Raw genomic sequence first — 16,898 nt, 5'->3', positions numbered from 1 at the left:
GAGAAGAAATGATGTACAGACAGAAAGAGAAAAAAGACCCGGCGGTATCACCGGTTGTCGGTGTCATGCTGATGCTCGTGGTAACCATCATCATTGCCGCAGTTGTCAGCAGTTTTGCTTCAGGACTGGGTGACACGACAGAACCTGCACCCGTCGCGTCATACGAGTTCACGATCAATGCGGGGATTGAGGAAAACACCCGTTCCTCCTCCGGCAGGTACCCGTTTGAACTGCGGGTTCTTCAGGGAGACAGCATTCCGTCAAAGGATCTGCAGATCATCACCACCTACACAGTGCCGGAAACCTACCGCGGTGTGGGACTTACGCACGCCGGAAAAGTCATCAAACATACACTTGATGGATCCATCTCACCGCTAACCGCAGCGGGACGGTTGGACTCAACGGTGGCGATTGACGAGGATGCCGAAGGCTATCCGTTCACCCCGCAGGTGAGCGGCTATCCTGATACCTTGTATCCACCAACGAACAATTTCATGCAGACATCCGTCTTTGGTCTCTGCACCTTTGAGCCGACCATCACCTACTACTTCCGTCATCCCTCATGGGTCCTCGGATTTGACGTCAGTGACGAACAGTACGGATTCGGCGAAGGTTCCGTTGTTCACATAACCGTCATCCATACGCCGAGCGGAAAAACCATCTTTGACAAGGATGTGATCGCGAAATGGTAACAAAGAAAACCAATCAAACCGACGAGGCCGTATCACCGGTCGTCGGCGTTATGCTGATGCTGGTCGTGACCATCATCATTGCCGCAGTTGTCTCGATGTTTGCCTCCGGTCTGATGGGTGATACCCCCGCACCATCAACCGCACAGGTAAAGTTTCTTGGCATTTCCTCCACAGGAACTGATATGAAACTTGATGACGGACTGGTCGGCCTGCTGTTTGAGGTGGAGAGCGGGGCGCTGGATCTCCGGACTCTGAAGTATTATATTCAGGATAAAGAATACGGAGGAGGAGGAGAATGTTACGGATCTTATAGTGATCCTATCTCATCGGCACTTGACCCCGGCAATCCCAATGTGAATCCGAACCGTCTCAGATACTATTTCAATAATCCCGCAGACGCCACAAAATGGGGTGTACGGATGATGAAGTTCACGAATCTCACCGTTGACGCAGATCTCAAGGCCCCCGGTCTCGATCCAGAACCGATCGTCTCTACCGGTGAACGGTTTATTCTCTTTGCTGAATCATTCGTACCGGCAAAATATGCCGCAAATGGTGCATTCACACCGACGACCCTCCAGTTCCGAACTGATGATGCAGCGGGTAACGCGTGGATTTCCATGGGGGCGTACGTAAACGGCAACTGCCTGTTTACCCTCTCCGATACCGACGGAACGGTGTACTTCTCTGACTATCTGAAAGCATCGGATGTTCTCTGATCTTTTCACTTTTTTTCAAAGTGGGGTCAACAATATGCATATACGCCATGCATATTTACCTACATACAAAAAATATTTAGTTAGATAAGAAGAAATATATCTTTACGAAGTGGTGTGTGTTGCCAAACGATCGCGATGCGGGAATCGATCTCGTAATGAATACCCTCAAAGATAACAAGTACGGTCTTTCCATTGCCGAAGTCTCCCGAAAATCCGGGATGAACAGAAACTCCGCTGCAAAATATCTCAACATTCTGGTAACCCTCGGACAGGTGGAGATGCAGATTGTGGGGCCCGCCCGGGTGTATCACCTCTCTCCCCGCATGCCGATATCTCCGGCGTTTTTTAGTTTTCTCCCAGACCCGGCGATTTTTATTGCAGAGAACGGAGAGATCCTGAAGGTGAACAAACTGTTTGCTGAGTACTTTTCCCTGTATGCCCGTACAGTTATCGGAAAAAAAATCTGTGAAACGTCTCTGGATATTCTCCATGAGATGGAACAGCTGCCGGCATATCAGACGGCCAGAAGCGGAAAGATTCCAGATGAACGGGGATGGATACAGGTGGATACGAAATCAGGGAGATATCTGCTGTGGATTGTGCCGACCGTGTTTTTCGACGGACGGCCCAGCGTGATGTGCGAAATTGTACCATGGCGGGAAGATAAAACGGTGAGCAGTACAAAAGACTAAGGAACAGACCCCCGGTGCGCGCAGCAGTACCGCAGTAAAACGAATGCAGCGGCAGACCTGCCGATCGCACCGGGCAACTGGGATACATTTCCAAAAATACGTTTTTTAATAGAGATACCAGCTGAACAAACGTGAACTTCACGGCAAAAACTCAATGATCTAAAAATTGGAGAAGCGGGTGGAAAAGATGAAAAAAACTACTTCTCCCACCAGATATGCGCCGTGCGGGAAACCCCCGGAATCACATACCCCGACTCTTCCCGGACCGCCCTATCCAGCAGAAACGCATCCACAATATGTTTCTGCCACTCCTCTGCAACCGACATGCGGTTGTAGTAATCCTCCTGCATCTCAGAGAACGACGAATAGTGCTGACTCTTGTCCTTTGTCTCCACAAAAATATTCGCATAAATTCCCAGCTGACAGAGACAGTTCCATAAAATATCCGCGTTTGCCTCGCTGCAGTACGGCTCGCCGTGAAGAATCGGCCACAGTTCCTCATTGCCTCCGGATGCGGACGGAGGTGTCAAAAACCAGTACAGATGCACCGACTTCTTTGCCGCCGCATCCATCTTCAGGAGACTGTTCCGGATATCCCCCATAATCAGCGACCGCGACGCAACCACCACATCATGAACGCCCGCCTCCTCCGGTGTCACATCCTCCCAGCACTTGCGAATCTCCCGGATCGGCGGCGCATGCATCATCCTGCGGTACCGCTCCATCGCAATCCCCATCGGCTCCGACGGCTCAACCGTCGTCACCGAACATCCCGCGCGGGACAGCGGCACCGCAAGTGTTCCGGGACCCGCACCGATATCCAGAACCGAAGAGCCGGGAGGAATCTGCATCTCCGCGATCTGTTTCTCCATCCGCGACGGATCGCCGGCGATAACATTCTGAACAAACCGATCGACCACGCCCTGATCCGACCAGAATGCACCCCTGCCCTCACCCATCTTTTCCTTCTGGGCAGCAGAACGGGCATGCTGTTCATCCCACAGGCGGCAGTAATCAACAGCCGCCGGAGACGTACCCGAGTTATGCGAACTCATACTCTATACAAAGCGTCCAAAGATAATCAAACAACCCCCATTGAATGGATGGAATCAACCAAAAATATTTTACAAACCCCGGCCCCCGGTAAACAGCCGGTGCAAAAAATGGCGGGCACGTTTGGGACCCTCCCGGAAATGCCTGCCGCCGGTAAAAAATTCCTTCTGGCGATGCGTCGCCGCATGCTGCTCGTCCCACAGAAAGAGGTAATCGATCGCCATCTGTGTCAAAATCTCTTCAGCATCTCCGTCCGGCAAAAACCGCCGCAGCCGCAAGACCTGCCAGAACACCGAACAGCGGTGCCGGAGCTTTGGTCGGCACAGGCGTGGACGAAGCATTCGGCTTTGCATAAATCATCAGATCGGAAAGCTCCGCGTCCGTCAGATCATAGTGGAAGAACAGTGAATAAAATTCCTTCACCCGATCATTGATGCTGTAGTCAAACACCTCCGGATACATCAGATTGCCAAGCCACATCAGCGACAGCAGCCGGTGCACAGACGGCGGTGCCCCCATCCAGTTGTACGGACCATACGGAGCCTCATAGACATTGCCGTTCTGCACCGCAGTCAGGGACCGCCACATAGGATCACTCATGATTTTGTTGTAGTACGCGTGATCCCCCGTATACGAAACGATGATGTAGTCCGGGTTCAGCTGCAGAATATCCTCCATCGTATAGCCGTCGCCCGTTCCGCTGCTGCTTGTCACCGGCGCCGCAATATTATTACCGACATAATCCAGAACCTCGGCATGATACGAGCCGTTACCCACCATTGAGACCGAGTTGCCGTCAATGGACGTCACATAAATCAGAGACTTCTTGGCACCACCGATCGTTTTCATCCCGGCATCAAACTCCGCAAGAAGTGCAGTCGCATACGCGGAAAGCCGCCCGCCCTGTTCCTTTCGGTCAAGAAGTTCGCCGAGCTTCAGATACGAACCCGGAATATCGGAAAGCTTGTTCTGCGTGACAAACGCAAACGCAACATTCGTCTTGCTCTGAATATCATCAAGATCCGGTTTCATCGTCTCCTTCGCCTCCCCGATATCCAGAACAACATCAATGTGCAGCTGCTTATTCAGTTCCATAATCGACTCCGGGTTCATCGTCGAAGCCTTCGAACCATAGAACTGGCCGGTAACCGGAAGCGTCAGCAGCCGGGGATCAATATACTTCGTCTCAACCGAATCAAACGAACTGGAAACACTCACAAACAGATCCGGATCCAGCGAGTAGAGCACAATCTGTGCAAGCGGGCCGGACGGCGAAACTGCATCGATCTCAGCCGGCAGAACAACCTCCCGGCCGACATCATCAACAAACGTCCGCATCTCCTCGGCGGAGACAGCCCCGCAGACAACGGTACATCCGGCACAAACCAGCGCCAGAATCAGAAAAATTTCTGCAACCTTTTTCATACATCCACCTCCCAAAGGGAGACATACGATACTATTGGAACCTCGAAATATAAAATATAACACTCGATTATTGGGAAAAATAAACTAAAAAAAATTAACTTTGGAATCGCCGGCAGCCGACACCCGTCAGTGCAACCGCAGCGCCTGCACAGATACCGGCGATCGGAACCGAAGCCTGCGTTGCAGCGGGAGCGGGCGATGAATTCGGCACTGCATACACCATCAGCTCATCCAACTCCGCATCGGTCAGATCATAATGGAAGAACAGCGGATAAAACTCCTTCACCCGATCATGAATATCGTACGAAAACACCTCCGGGTACATCAGATTTCCCAGCCACATCAGCATCAGAAGTTTCAGAGGAGATGAAGGTCCCATCCAGCTGTACGGACCGCACGGCGCCTCATACACATTACCGTTCCGCACCGCAGACAGGGATTGCCACAGAGGATCGTTCAGGATCTTGTTGTAGTAGGCGTGGTCAGTGGTGAAGGAAACGATGATGAAATCAGGATTCATCTGCAGAATATCCTCCATCGTATATCCATCGCCCGTACCGCTGCTGCTCACCGCATGACCGCCCACATTATTGCCGACATAATCAATCACGTTCGCGTGATACGAACCGTTCCCCACCAGAGAAACCGCATTCCCGTCAATTGAAGAGACATAAATCAGCGATTTTTTGTTCTCACCGACGGTCTTCATCCCAGCATCAAACTCGGCAAGAAGTGACGACGCATACGCGGAAAGTCGCCCGCCCTGTTCTTTTCGATCAAGAAGTTCACCGAGTTTCAGATACGAACCCGGAATATCGGAAAGTTTGTTCTGCGTGATAAACGCAAACGAAACACCGGTTTTTCCGGAGATATCATTCAGATCCTCCTTCATCGTCCCTTTTGCCTCACCGATATCCAGAACCACATCAATGTGTAGTTGCTTATTCAGTTCCATAATCGACTCCGGGTTCATCGTTGAGGCCTTTGATCCGTAGAACTGGCCCGTCTCCGGCAGGGTCATCAATCGTGGATCGAGATACTTCTGTTCCATTGCCGACGGAGTCGCAGAAACGCTCACAAACAGATCCGGATCCAGCGAGTACAGAACCGTCTGCGCGAGCGGCCCGGATGGCGAAACCGCATCAATCTCAACCGGCAGAACAACCTCCCGGCCGACATCATCAACAAACGTCCGCATCTCTTCAGCGGAAACAGCACCGCAAAGAACGGTGCACCCGACACAAACCAGTGCCAGAATCAGAAAAATTTTCGTAGCTTTCATAAAAAACACATCTACCTTCCACAACGAGAGTGATGAAGTACTGTTTGGCTGCCGCAACATAAAATACATTCAGGAAAAATATTGGAAAAATAATGAAAAATAGTTAACAAAATTAGGTATGCTTTCCGACTCCGCCGTCGATCGGGATGCACAGCTTGTGACGGCGGGAACCGTACTGATAATCCTCAACATGGACATCCACACCATACACCTCCTTGATCAGCGCTGCATCCAGCACCTTCTCCGGAGCTCCGTCCGCAATCACGCGGCCGCCGTAGATCATCAGAGTCCGGTTTGCATACAGAAAGGCATGATCCGGATTATGAGTGGAAAGAATAATACTGTAGCCCTCCTTCGCAAGATCCGAGATCCGGCACATCACGCGAAACTGGTTGCCGTAATCAAGGTTTGCCGTCGGCTCATCCATGATCAGAATCTTTGCCTTCTGAACAAGCGCCCGTGCAATTAACGCAAGCTGCCGCTCACCGCCGCTGATCTCCCCGTACCCCGCATCCCGCAGATGCGCAATACCGAGACTTTCCATCGCCGCGTACGCTTCGTCGATGTGCTGCTGGTTCGGGGCGGCAAGCAGATTCACCTGATTGGTCAGGCCCATCAAAACCACATCAAGAACTGTGTAGTTGAACACCGGGTACGTTGACTGCGGAATGTAGGCAACATGCTTTGCAATCTCTTTGTGATCCAGCGTCCGGATATCCCGGCCGTTCAGATGGATGGTGCCCTGATAACTGCGGAGAAAGCCGAGGATGCAGCGAAACATTGTACTCTTGCCGACCCCGTTCGGTCCGAGAACCGCAAGCAGATCTCCTTCTCCAACGGAAAAGGAGATATCATTGAGTACCTGCCGGGAGGTTTTGCTGTACGCAAAGGAGAGATGTGAGATATCAAGCGTCATGATCGTTTTCCTCCCATCATCAGAAGATAGGCAAAGATAGGAGCCCCAACAAATGCCGTGAGAATCCCAAGCGGAACTTCGGTGGTTGCAATAGTGCGGGAGAAGTCGTCCACCAGCAGCAGAAATCCGGCACCCATAATAATTGCGGCCGGAATAATCCTCCGGTAATCGTAGCCGAAGATCATTCTGCAGAAGTGCGGGATGACAAGACCGACCCAGCCGATGAGACCAGAGATGGAGACGGCAACCGCGGTCACGAGCGTTGCGCAGATGATCACGACAAGCCGCAGAAGATTTGTGTTGACGCCAATGCTCCGGGCTTCATCCTCGCCGAGCGTGAGGACATTCATCCTCCAGCGAAGCAGTACCAGCGGGAGAAGACCAAGACCGATAACGACAGCCGCAAGACCCAGTTTATAGTCACTCTCCGCACCGGCGAGACTTCCCATCAGCCAGTAGGTAATCGCCGGAAGCTGATCGTTGGTATCGGCAACGAGTTTGATGTAGGAGGTTGCCGCACTGAAAAGACTCCCGATCAGAATTCCGGCAAGCACCATGCTCAGGGTCGCAGAACCTTTGGTCAGACGGCTGATCAGATAGGCAGCGCCGACGGCAATGAGACCGCCCGCAAAGGCAAACGCCGTAATCGCGCCGGTGCCAAGATAAAAATAAATAGCAACGGCCGCACCAAACCCGGCACCGGCTGATGCACCGAGGATGTCGGGGGAGACCAGCGGGTTCTGAAACATCCCCTGATACGCAGCACCCGCCGTGGAAAGAGCAGCGCCCACCAGAATCGCTGCGCAGATTCTTGGAAGGCGGATGTTGAACAGCACACTGTAGGTTGCAAAGTCCCAGGTATCCGGGCCCGGAAGAATCATTGAGAGAAGATGCGCAATGCCGGAAGAGAGGAAAGAAACAGACCAGACCGCACCGGACAAAGGAGAAAACGGAGGGAGAATAGAAAGAAACGTTTCACAAACCGTAACGGAGGATCCGATAAGAGAGTGAAATGAGGAGAGGAAGACGAGAATAACATCAGCGATTCCGAGTGAATATCTACCGACAGCAAAAGATCCAACGATGCAGATTACCGCCGCAAGGATCAGAAGAACAAATCTGAACCGGTAGTCCGGCAGCTTTCGATCAGGTGCCTGCGGGGCGGAAACAGCGTCAGCCATAGATAGGTACTGGTTGTCTGTCCAAAGATTATTAATTCTCTTGAATCTTATCGGATTTGTTAATAAAATATTATTGACGAATCAACTCCTGAAAAGGGCAACGCGGGAAAATGATTGGAAACGCACCCGCGGAAAAAAATGTGGATATGATTTTGTCTGTTTATGCTGCGAAGGCTAAGATGACCGGCACAAATACCAGTGCAATCATGCTCATCAGCTTAATCAGAATGTTCAGAGCGGGTCCGGACGTATCCTTGAACGGATCACCGACGGTGTCACCGACCACTGCTGCCTTGTGGGCGTCAGAGCCTTTGCCGCCGTAGTTGCCAAGTTCAATGTACTTCTTTGCATTGTCCCAGGCTCCTCCGGAGTTTGCCATCGTAAGCGCAAGGAGAACACCTGCAACAAGCGAGCCCACAAGGAGACCGCCGAGTGCAAGAGGACCAAGAACCAGACCGATAATGATCGGGGCTGCGATTGCAATAACGCCCGGCAGAATCATCTTGTGAATTGCCGAGTCGGTTGCAATAGCGATTGCGGACGTGTAGTCCGGCTCTGCAGTGCCTTCCATCAGGCCTTTGATCTCTTTGAACTGACGGCGGACCTCAACCACGATCTTCTGTGCTGCCTGACCGACTGCGGTCATGGTAAGGGCAGAGAAGAGGAACGGAAGCATACCGCCGATAAGGATACCAATGAACACATTGGTGTTGAGAAGATCGATTGCCTCAAGACCGACTGCGGTTGCATAGGCACTGAACAGTGCAAGAGCCGTCAGCGCAGCGGAACCAATGGCAAATCCTTTACCGATTGCCGCGGTCGTGTTTCCAACCGCGTCAAGGGTATCGGTGATCTCACGGACAGAGTGCGGCTGACCGGACATCTCGGCGATACCGCCGGCGTTGTCGGCAACCGGGCCGTATGCATCAACGGCAAGGGTCAGACCAAGAGTGGACAGCATACCAACTGCGGCAATACCGATACCGTACATTCCTGCGAAGTAGTAGGCAACATAGGTCGCGGCTGCAATGATCAGAACCGGCCAGACGGTCGACTCCATACCTTTTGCAAATCCGTTAATTATGTTGGTTGCAGCTCCGGTCTGACAGGACTCGGAGATCGATTTTGTCGGTTTGTAGTCAAAGGAGGTGTAGTACTCAGTGATCAGACCGATACCAAATCCTGCAACAAGACCGGCGATGGTTGCAAACCAGATACCCATACCAAACTGACCACCAACAAGGTTGGAGGTCAGGAAGTAGGTTGCAATCACGGAAAGAATCAGTGCAATGACCGTTCCCGTGTTGAATGCCTTGTGGATTGCGGAGTTCTCGTTCTTCTTGGTTCTGACGAAGAGGGTTCCGACTGCTGCGGCAATGATACCGCATGCGGAGATGAGCATCGGCAGAAGAATGACGTTGAGTGCGTTGGCGTTCTCACCAAACTGGGAGAGGGCAAATGCTGCACCGACGATACCGAGAGCCATGGATGCGATGATCGAACCCACATAGGACTCGAACAGGTCGGCACCCATTCCTGCAACATCACCAACGTTGTCACCGACGTTGTCGGCAACGACAGCCGGGTTGCGGGGATCGTCTTCAGGGATGCCTGCCTCGACTTTGCCGACAAGGTCGGCACCGACATCAGCTGCCTTGGTAAAGATACCGCCGCCGACACGGGCGAAGAGTGCAACAGAGGATGCACCAAAACCAAAAGCCGCCATGTTGGAGACCACGGTGTTCACGGCAACGATGTCGCCGAATCCGCCGAAGATGCCGATAAGGGCAAGGAAGACAACGGATGCACCGAGAAGGCCGAGACCGACCACGGACATACCCATGACCGAGCCGCTGGCAAAGGAAACTTTGACTGCATCAGCAATACCGCGTTTTGCGGCATTGGTAGTTCTTACGTTTGCCTTGGTTGCGCTGTGCATACCAATGTATCCCGCAAGCGAGGAAAGAGCGGCACCGATAACATATGCGGGTGCTGCCCAGATACTCATACTGTCGTCGGTGACGAAAGAGAGACCTGCAAGAATGATTGCAATAACAACAACAAAGGCTCCGATTGCGCGATACTGACGGTTCAGAAAGACCATTGCGCCAAGGTGAATGGCTGCAGCGATCTTCTGCATCTTCTCATCGCCGGTCCCCTCTTTCTTTACCACAGAGTAAGAGTAGAGGGCGAAGAGAAGGCCGATTACGGCACATATTGGAGCGAGATAGATCAGATCCATACGAATCAAAAACCTCCGGATACCCGGTTTGGTTTCTCTCTATAGTACAGGACAGACTACCTAATAATACTAGTGCAAAAAGAGTTTCCGGTGCTGACAGGAAGAAGGTCGTACGAAAGGGTTTCGATTATTGACGAACGGGCGGCGCGCGAGGGAGAAGGGAAGGATTGGTATTGATACCCTCACTTCAAAAAGCAGAACTTCTCATACCCCATCGTCGCCAGATCCACCACAACCGCCTCCGCCGGCGTCGGATTAATGTTCATCTGTTTCTGGAACGATGTCTGGCCCTGCCAGGTCCCTGCATTCACGCCGAGCACACCGCGATAACTGATAACATCACTGATATGCACATGCCCGGTCTGTAAAATGTCCGGAACGTCACGGATCACCAGATGATCCATGGGTGTTGAGAGCAGCGGCGTTCTCTGACCGTAGATGGGACCCAGGTGACGGCGTTTCAGCATCGCTTCCATGATCTCTCCCGGATGCTCGTAACTTGCTCCCGGAATAAACTTGATCAGATCATCAATACTGCGCCCGTGATACATCAAAACGTTCACCGACTGGATGTTCACCACCGCCGGGTTTTCCACAAACGTCACATTGCCCGGGAACTGCGCCCGGAACTCTTCGGGGAGAACCGGCTGGGGTTCTGCGGCCCGCACCGCATCGTGGTTACCGGGAGAGAGAACAATCTGCAGATGCGACGGCAGGGCCGAGAGCATCTCGCCGACCGCATCATACTGTTCGTAAATCGTTTTGATGTGCAGTTCCTTGTCCTGATTCGGATACACCCCAATACCGTCCACCACATCTCCTGCGATCAGCAGATACTTGACCTCGGGTGTCGCTTCCAGCCACGAAGCAAACCGATCCCACGCATCCGGAAGAAACGTATCGCTTCCCACATGTACATCCGAGATGAGAACAACTTTACCCGGCTCTTTGGAAGGAGATATCGTATGGGTCAGCGGAATCTCCGGCCGGAACAGGGTGTCGGAGAAGATCATGCCGCCGCCGCCGCCCGTATCACGGGCAAGTTTTCCGCGAACGCCGATAACCTCATCAGGGATGATCTTCTCCGCTTCATCAAACCCTTCGCGGTTTTTGTTGAACAGGACCTTAATAGTCCCGGTCGGATCTTCGATCTCCACAATCCGGTGACCCTTCGCACTCGTCGAACTCTCAACCACCATACCGATAGCACCGATATCGGTGTCGGCAAAGCGGCTGTTCTGTTTCACCAGTGCTTCAATTGGAACCGGGCTGACACGGGGCCGCATCATCGCGGCAAGGGCATCGTACCGATCGCGGAACAGGGCAAAGGACTCCTCCGGGTTTGCTGTGGGAACAGAAGAGCCCTCTCTTCCCGCAAGAATCTCCGGCAGCGCACTCACGCCGACCGCAAGTTTGTCAACCCGTGCCGCCACCATACCCGGCACCTCCTTCGGCGTCACCACCGAAACCGCGGACGGCAGAGAACTGATGATTCCTTCAATAATACCGGAGCCGCCGCTCTCGCTGATATACGTAACAACCGCCGGGTGAACCAGCAGACCCGCCTCAAGGAACCGTGCGACGATCTCTCTCTTCTGCATGGAAAATCGGGAGGAGTATATAAACTCCTCCACTCGAAACAAAGGGGTTAAATACTTCAGCTGTGCAGCGACTCAACAAACATTCCGATGCGGTGTACCGCATCGGAAAGCTTCGATCGATCCACCGCGTAACAGGTCCGCACATGGCCGCGACCACTCTCGCCAAACGCGCTTCCCGGCACAACCGCAACGTGCTGCTCCTTTAAGAGCTGCTCGGCAAACTCCTCATCCGACAGGCCTGTTCCCGCAATCGAGGGAAACGCATAGAATGCACCCTTCGGCAGATGACAGGGAAGCCCGACGTCATTGAGACCCTTCACAAAGAGGTTGCGCCGCATCCGGTACTCAGCAACCATTTCGTTTTTCGCATCCTCACCGTTCTTCAGTGCCTCAATTGCCGCAAACTGCGCAGCGGTCGGTGCTGACATCATCACGTACTGATGAATCTTCAGTGCCGCGTCACAGATCTCCTTCGGCGCACAAACGTAGCCGAGCCGCCAGCCGGTCATGGCATAGGCTTTGGAAAATCCGTTCAGGGTGATCGTCCGGTCCCACAGACCATCGATCGCAGCGGTTGATACATGGTGACCATCATAGGTCAGCTCCGCATACACCTCATCGGAGATCACCAACAGATCGTGATCGATCACGATATCGGCGATGGCCTTGAGATCGTCTGCACCCATCACCCCGCCGGTCGGATTGTTCGGGAAGTTGATCATCAGCACTTTCGTCTTCGGTGTGACGGACTCCATCAGTGCCTCGGGCGTTACTTTGAACTGATCCTCTGCCCGGCAGGGAAGGGCCTTCGGCCTTCCGCCGGCCATCAGCACCTCAGGCTGATACGAGACGAAACAGGGATCCACAACGAGGACCTCATCGCCCGGATCGACCACCGCCCGCACCGCAACGTCCAGCGCTTCGGAAACGCCGCTGGTTACGATCATCTCGGTCTCCGGACAGTACTTCGTGTGGTAGCGCCGGTCAAGATCAGCAGCGAGGAGCTCACGCAGCTCCGCAAGACCGCGGTTTGACGTGTACATCGTCATGCCTTTTTCGATGGATGCAATCGCAGCCTGCGAAATGTTCCACGGGGTATCAAAATCCGGTTCGCCGACGCCGAGGCTGATCACATTGTCCATGGTGAGCAGCAGATCAAAAAATTTCCGGATGCCCGACGGAGGAATCTCCGCGGCCATGCGTGATACAAAACTTCGCATGATCCCCCGCCTTAGAACGTGATGAGCTGACGGTCACGGCTGCCGGGCCGCGACATCTCAACTCCCTGCTCTTTGTATGTCCGCATCACAATCTGCGTCATCGTTTCGCGGACGCCCTCGATGGACGCGATCTGCTCGGCAACAAACCGGGAAACCTCGGCCATGGACTGGCCGCGGATGATGACCTGCAGATCATACGTTCCGGTCAGGAGAAGAATAGACTCCACCTGCGGGAACCGGGCAATCTGGGCGGCGATGCCGTCATAGCCCAGTCCGCGTTCGGGAGTGATTTTGAGGGACAGAATAACAGCCACCTCGTCAACTCCCGCAGCACTGTAGTCAATGACCGCAGTGCAGCGCCGGAGAACACCTGCTGCGTGGAGTGCTGCGATACGGTTCTCAACTTCGCGTTCATCAACCTCCAGCATGACAGCAATATCGCCTGCGGCGATACGGCTGTTCTTTTGCAGTTCCCGAAGGATTACTGTATCCTTTTCGTCCATGATTTTTTCACCTGGGTGATGCAGAGGTCTCAGAGAAGCGGCTGTAAGATGCTACACTCCCGGAGACTTGGATCGTTCATTACTACTGTACGTATCTGATTAGTGGGACTGTTGAAATAGATTTCTGTTGTCCGGCCGTGACGACCGTGCGAGACGACACGGGCGGTCACGATACCGAGCATGTTCAGTTCGTTGATGAGATCCGAAACCCGCCGGTGGGTTAAGGGTTCGACATCGAGTTCCCGTGCAAGCTCGCGGTAAATGTTGATGACGCTGCCGCTGGTGAACACCTTCTGACCCGAAGAGGAGACGAGGAGCATGGCACAGAGTACCATCTTTCCCTGACGCGGAAGGGTCTGGACACACTCGCTCATAGTATCGGTCTCGATGTTTTCCTGGGCGCGGCGGACATGGGCCTCAAGGACTTTGTCCGAGGATTCCCGTTCGGCAAGTTCACCGGAGACGCGAAGAAGATCAAGCGCACGCCGGGCGTCACCATGCTCCTGCGCGGCGAGTGCCGCACAAAGAGCAATAACATCTTCACTGACGGCGTCCGGGAGGAAGGCCATTTCAGCACGCTGATGCAGAATGTCCTGCAGCTGAACGGCATCGTAGGGGGGAAACACCAGTTCTTCTTCGGAGAGCGAGGAAAGAACACGGGGGTCCAGGAAGTCCTTGAAGGTAAGATCGTTGGAGATGCCGATAATGCTGACCCGGGCATTTTTGAGATCACTGTTGATTCTTGTCAGATTGTAGAGCGTATCGTCACCACTTTTTTTGACGAGTTTGTCAATCTCGTCAAGTACGATGATCTGCAGACCTCCGGCCTGTTCAAGTACGTTCTTGAGTTCGGAGTACACCTGATCGGTGTGCCAGCCGGTTGCAGGGATGGTGTTCTTGGCGCGGTCGCTTGGTTTGAGATCGTGACCGCTGATATGGTTTGCAATCTGGGCAAGCACGCGGTACTGGGTATCGATGGTCTCACAGTTGAGATGCACCATGCGGCAGGGGGAAAACTCGGAGCTTTCATTCTCCAGTTCGGATCCGACAAACTTGACGGTTGCGGTTTTTCCGGTACCGGTTTTGCCGTAGATGAGAATGTTGGAGGGAGTGGCACCCTGAAGAGCAGGGGCAAGAATCACGGCAATAGAGTCAATCTGATCCACCCGGTGCGGGAGCTCACGTGGACTGTAACTATGGCGGAGAACCTCACGATTCTGAAATATTTTATTTTGTACGGTATATTTTTTGAAAAGGCCGGTAGATTTGAAAGGTTCGTCAGGCATGAGATATCAGATCTGTAGATTAGAATACGCTTCTTTTCCTATTAATACACCGCTCTTTCCACTGGAGAGTACCTTTATAGGGTCATCTAATTGAGGGGGTATGGAGAGTACGAATATGTCAGGAGAGTGGCCAGAATTTCCAGAGAACATCATGGATGCTGTATGCAGTCCCCCACCCCTTCATTTCGAGTGGAAACCGGATTGGGTGTTTCCAAAAAATCTCGCATATTCCCAGAATCTGTGGCAGATTCTTCTTTTGTTCACAAATAATTTTTTATTTTTTATAATCAATAAAAAATTTTTACAATGTTTAAAATGAAAAGTTTTATATTATGAGAGGTAGACTTACTTATGAATAGTAAGACCAGACAGGAAGGTATCATTTTTGGGAAGATACCTTCCATGTGTTCCACTCGAAATAAAGGGGTGGGGGTGTTTCTGGGGAAGAGTCAAAAAATTCTGATAAAAAAATTGTCACATTAGATCTGTTTTTCATTTTTCTCAACTGATTAACTTATTTCATTGAACTTACCCTGTTGCGAATCGCATAATACTAAGGAATACCTACATAGTTTTCATGCCATCCGAACACCGAAAGGATGTTTCCATACAAACTGCTGTTATCACTGTGTCCACAACCCGGACAGAGAAAACAGATTTGAGCGGACAGATCATTCGCGATACATTTGCTGCCGCAGACATTCCGATTGTATCTCTTGTCATTGTCAAGGATGATATCCCTGCAATTCAGGCTGCGATCTTGGAAGCACTGAAAACAGCAAACTGTGTTGTGGTAAACGGCGGAACAGGTCTTACGCATGATGACTGTACCATTGAAGCGGCAATCCCATTGTTTCAAAAGACCATAGACGGGTTTGGTGAACTGTTCCGGATGAAAAGTTATGAGCAGGTAGGAAACTCTGTTATCCTTTCCCGTGCAACTGCGGGGATCACAAACGGCCGTGTGATCTTCTGCATACCGGGTTCTCCCAAAGCAGTGAAGCTTGCAGCAGAAGAGATCATCGTCCCGGAGATCCGTCACACCCTCACACATGCAGGTCAGTAACCATGACATCCCTTTCTCTTCTTCCGGTTGAAACGGTTGAGGATATCACTGCGGTGGCAGAGCTTGCCAAAGAGATCTGGACCGAACATTTTCCGCCGATCATTGGCGCGGCGCAGACTGCGTACATGATTGAAACGTTTCAGTCTGCTGAGGCGATCACCCGCCAGATTACGGAGACCGGTTATCAGTATTATCTTCTGCAGTCAGGCTCCGATCGGATCGGCTATACTGCCGTTCATCCCGAACCCGAGAATCATGCGATGTTTCTTTCAAAAATTTATATCAGAAAAAGTTTCCGCGGTCGGGGATTTTCCCGCAGTGCAATAGAGTTCATCGCATCACTTGCCAGAGAGCACGGGCTTACCATGATCTATCTGACGGTCAACAAAAGGAATTTCTCTTCCCTTGCGGTGTATGAAAAACTTGGTTTTGTCCGTGCCCGGGAACTGGTGACCGAGATTGGACACGGGTTTGTGATGGATGATTACGTGATGGAAAAGTCTCTCTGAATTTATTTGTACGCATCCATCAGAGCAACTCGTTCGATCACCAGCTCATCAATGCGGTCTTCCCCGACGACCGCCAGCTCCGCATCCGTAATCCCGAACTCTTTCATCAGCACCGCCCGGGATGCACGCACTCCGTGTTTCTCCGGCACAACAACTTCGTTCAGCAGCTCCTGTGCTGCCGCTGTATCTCCGTCGAGAATTACCACAAACAGTACGTTATCTCCTGCATGCAGACCAAACCGCGGCGCAAGCGAGCACTGGCGCTGGCCGGAGGCATACAGCAGAATCTCCATTGCAAGCGTCCGGGCGACCGGTTTTCCGGAAGCACATGACCGCTTTGCATGCAGGACTGCGGAACGGATGTGATCCTGTCCTGCAACTTTTTCTGCATCAAACAGTACAATGGTCGATGCGGTTTTTTTTGCGATCGCATTGACCTGTGCAAGGACTGCCGCCGTATCACTGACCGCAGCTCTGGCCTCATAGATTGTAAGGGACTGTTCCATCATTT

The 16,898-nt window shown here is 52.4% G+C and carries 17 protein-coding genes; 5 read left to right on the top strand and 12 right to left on the bottom strand.

What is annotated here, in order from left to right; translation table 11 throughout:
• The first annotated feature begins 8 nt into the window (after positions 1 to 8).
• The 3 genes from O0S09_RS00560 (at position 9) to O0S09_RS00550 (ending at position 2,103) form a co-directional block, all read left to right on the top strand.
• The gene (locus O0S09_RS00560) at positions 9 to 692 is read left to right on the top strand and encodes a type IV pilin N-terminal domain-containing protein (protein ID WP_268921926.1); all 684 of its coding nucleotides are present in this window, start codon (positions 9 to 11) and stop codon (positions 690 to 692) included.
• Positions 686 to 1,411 carry a type IV pilin domain-containing protein gene (locus tag O0S09_RS00555; RefSeq protein WP_268921925.1) on the top strand — a complete coding sequence of 242 codons (726 nt, stop codon included), beginning with the start codon at positions 686 to 688 and terminating at the stop codon, positions 1,409 to 1,411. The genes O0S09_RS00560 and O0S09_RS00555 overlap by 7 nt, the downstream gene beginning before the upstream one ends.
• A 116-nt stretch (positions 1,412 to 1,527) precedes the next feature.
• Positions 1,528 to 2,103: a PAS domain S-box protein gene (locus tag O0S09_RS00550; RefSeq protein WP_268921924.1), complete on the top strand. Its 576-nt coding sequence runs from the start codon at positions 1,528 to 1,530 to the stop codon at positions 2,101 to 2,103.
• Positions 2,104 to 2,300: 197 nt separating this feature from the next.
• On the opposite strand, the gene O0S09_RS00545 is transcribed toward O0S09_RS00550, so the two are convergent.
• The 11 genes from O0S09_RS00545 to O0S09_RS00495 form a co-directional block, all read right to left on the bottom strand.
• A complete protein-coding gene (locus O0S09_RS00545; protein ID WP_268921923.1) occupies positions 2,301 to 3,158 on the bottom strand; it encodes a class I SAM-dependent methyltransferase in 858 nt (285 codons plus the stop codon).
• 69 nt (positions 3,159 to 3,227) lie between these two features.
• On the bottom strand, positions 3,228 to 3,380 hold the full coding sequence (locus tag O0S09_RS00540) for a hypothetical protein (protein WP_268921922.1): 153 nt from the start codon (positions 3,378 to 3,380) through the stop codon (positions 3,228 to 3,230).
• A 16-nt stretch (positions 3,381 to 3,396) separates the two neighbouring features.
• A complete protein-coding gene (locus O0S09_RS00535) occupies positions 3,397 to 4,581 on the bottom strand; it encodes an ABC transporter substrate-binding protein (protein WP_268921921.1) in 1,185 nt (394 codons plus the stop codon).
• A gap of 94 nt (positions 4,582 to 4,675) precedes the next feature.
• Positions 4,676 to 5,863 carry an ABC transporter substrate-binding protein gene (locus tag O0S09_RS00530; RefSeq protein WP_268921920.1) on the bottom strand — a complete coding sequence of 396 codons (1,188 nt, stop codon included), beginning with the start codon at positions 5,861 to 5,863 and terminating at the stop codon, positions 4,676 to 4,678.
• 112 nt (positions 5,864 to 5,975) lie between these two features.
• Positions 5,976 to 6,779 (bottom strand): ABC transporter ATP-binding protein, encoded by an 804-nt coding sequence (locus tag O0S09_RS00525; RefSeq protein ID WP_268921919.1) that lies wholly within the window; start codon positions 6,777 to 6,779, stop codon positions 5,976 to 5,978.
• Positions 6,776 to 7,960, bottom strand: coding sequence for a FecCD family ABC transporter permease (locus O0S09_RS00520; RefSeq protein WP_268921918.1), 1,185 nt, complete (start codon positions 7,958 to 7,960; stop codon positions 6,776 to 6,778). The genes O0S09_RS00525 and O0S09_RS00520 overlap by 4 nt, the downstream gene beginning before the upstream one ends.
• A 160-nt stretch (positions 7,961 to 8,120) precedes the next feature.
• A complete protein-coding gene (locus tag O0S09_RS00515; protein ID WP_268921917.1) occupies positions 8,121 to 10,202 on the bottom strand; it encodes a sodium-translocating pyrophosphatase in 2,082 nt (693 codons plus the stop codon).
• A 182-nt stretch (positions 10,203 to 10,384) separates the two neighbouring features.
• Positions 10,385 to 11,803 (bottom strand): DNA-directed DNA polymerase II small subunit, encoded by a 1,419-nt coding sequence (locus tag O0S09_RS00510; RefSeq protein ID WP_268921916.1) that lies wholly within the window; start codon positions 11,801 to 11,803, stop codon positions 10,385 to 10,387.
• Between the two features lie 56 nt (positions 11,804 to 11,859).
• Positions 11,860 to 13,023, bottom strand: coding sequence for an aminotransferase class I/II-fold pyridoxal phosphate-dependent enzyme (locus O0S09_RS00505; protein ID WP_268921915.1), 1,164 nt, complete (start codon positions 13,021 to 13,023; stop codon positions 11,860 to 11,862).
• A gap of 11 nt (positions 13,024 to 13,034) precedes the next feature.
• Complete coding sequence (locus O0S09_RS00500; RefSeq protein WP_268921914.1) at positions 13,035 to 13,526, bottom strand: Lrp/AsnC family transcriptional regulator; 492 nt, start codon at positions 13,524 to 13,526, stop codon at positions 13,035 to 13,037.
• 29 nt (positions 13,527 to 13,555) lie between these two features.
• On the bottom strand, positions 13,556 to 14,812 hold the full coding sequence (locus O0S09_RS00495; protein ID WP_268921913.1) for an ORC1-type DNA replication protein: 1,257 nt from the start codon (positions 14,810 to 14,812) through the stop codon (positions 13,556 to 13,558).
• 577 nt (positions 14,813 to 15,389) lie between these two features.
• Here O0S09_RS00495 and O0S09_RS00490 point away from each other — a divergent pair.
• Positions 15,390 to 15,878 carry a MogA/MoaB family molybdenum cofactor biosynthesis protein gene (locus O0S09_RS00490; protein ID WP_268921912.1) on the top strand — a complete coding sequence of 163 codons (489 nt, stop codon included), beginning with the start codon at positions 15,390 to 15,392 and terminating at the stop codon, positions 15,876 to 15,878.
• A gap of 2 nt (positions 15,879 to 15,880) precedes the next feature.
• Positions 15,881 to 16,387 (top strand): GNAT family N-acetyltransferase, encoded by a 507-nt coding sequence (locus tag O0S09_RS00485; protein ID WP_268921911.1) that lies wholly within the window; start codon positions 15,881 to 15,883, stop codon positions 16,385 to 16,387.
• Between the two features lie 2 nt (positions 16,388 to 16,389).
• On the opposite strand, the gene cgi121 is transcribed toward O0S09_RS00485, so the two are convergent.
• On the bottom strand, positions 16,390 to 16,896 hold the full coding sequence (gene cgi121, locus O0S09_RS00480; protein WP_268921910.1) for a KEOPS complex subunit Cgi121: 507 nt from the start codon (positions 16,894 to 16,896) through the stop codon (positions 16,390 to 16,392).
• Positions 16,897 to 16,898 lie beyond the last annotated feature (2 nt).

Source organism: Methanocorpusculum vombati, from assembly GCF_026891935.1.
GTDB lineage: Archaea > Halobacteriota > Methanomicrobia > Methanomicrobiales > Methanocorpusculaceae > Methanocorpusculum > Methanocorpusculum vombati.
Note: the sequence above shows the minus strand (reverse complement) of the source record. Positions and strands in the feature narration are given on the sequence as shown.

Bases quoted from the DNA above. Each gene is read 5' to 3' on its own strand.
- O0S09_RS00560 (WP_268921926.1), top strand. From the start codon at position 9: ATGATGTACAGACAGAAAGAGAAAAAAGACCCGGCGGTATCACCGGTT.
- O0S09_RS00555 (WP_268921925.1), top strand. From the start codon at position 686: ATGGTAACAAAGAAAACCAATCAAACCGACGAGGCCGTATCACCGGTC.
- O0S09_RS00545 (WP_268921923.1), bottom strand. From the start codon at position 3,158: ATGAGTTCGCATAACTCGGGTACGTCTCCGGCGGCTGTTGATTACTGC.
- O0S09_RS00540 (WP_268921922.1), bottom strand. From the start codon at position 3,380: ATGGCGATCGATTACCTCTTTCTGTGGGACGAGCAGCATGCGGCGACG.
- O0S09_RS00535 (WP_268921921.1), bottom strand. From the start codon at position 4,581: ATGAAAAAGGTTGCAGAAATTTTTCTGATTCTGGCGCTGGTTTGTGCC.
- O0S09_RS00530 (WP_268921920.1), bottom strand. From the start codon at position 5,863: ATGAAAGCTACGAAAATTTTTCTGATTCTGGCACTGGTTTGTGTCGGG.
- O0S09_RS00525 (WP_268921919.1), bottom strand. From the start codon at position 6,779: ATGACGCTTGATATCTCACATCTCTCCTTTGCGTACAGCAAAACCTCC.
- O0S09_RS00520 (WP_268921918.1), bottom strand. From the start codon at position 7,960: ATGGCTGACGCTGTTTCCGCCCCGCAGGCACCTGATCGAAAGCTGCCG.
- O0S09_RS00515 (WP_268921917.1), bottom strand. From the start codon at position 10,202: ATGGATCTGATCTATCTCGCTCCAATATGTGCCGTAATCGGCCTTCTC.
- O0S09_RS00510 (WP_268921916.1), bottom strand. From the start codon at position 11,803: ATGCAGAAGAGAGAGATCGTCGCACGGTTCCTTGAGGCGGGTCTGCTG.
- O0S09_RS00505 (WP_268921915.1), bottom strand. From the start codon at position 13,023: ATGCGAAGTTTTGTATCACGCATGGCCGCGGAGATTCCTCCGTCGGGC.
- O0S09_RS00500 (WP_268921914.1), bottom strand. From the start codon at position 13,526: ATGGACGAAAAGGATACAGTAATCCTTCGGGAACTGCAAAAGAACAGC.
- O0S09_RS00495 (WP_268921913.1), bottom strand. From the start codon at position 14,812: ATGCCTGACGAACCTTTCAAATCTACCGGCCTTTTCAAAAAATATACC.
- O0S09_RS00490 (WP_268921912.1), top strand. From the start codon at position 15,390: ATGCCATCCGAACACCGAAAGGATGTTTCCATACAAACTGCTGTTATC.
- O0S09_RS00485 (WP_268921911.1), top strand. From the start codon at position 15,881: ATGACATCCCTTTCTCTTCTTCCGGTTGAAACGGTTGAGGATATCACT.
- cgi121 (WP_268921910.1), bottom strand. From the start codon at position 16,896: ATGATGGAACAGTCCCTTACAATCTATGAGGCCAGAGCTGCGGTCAGT.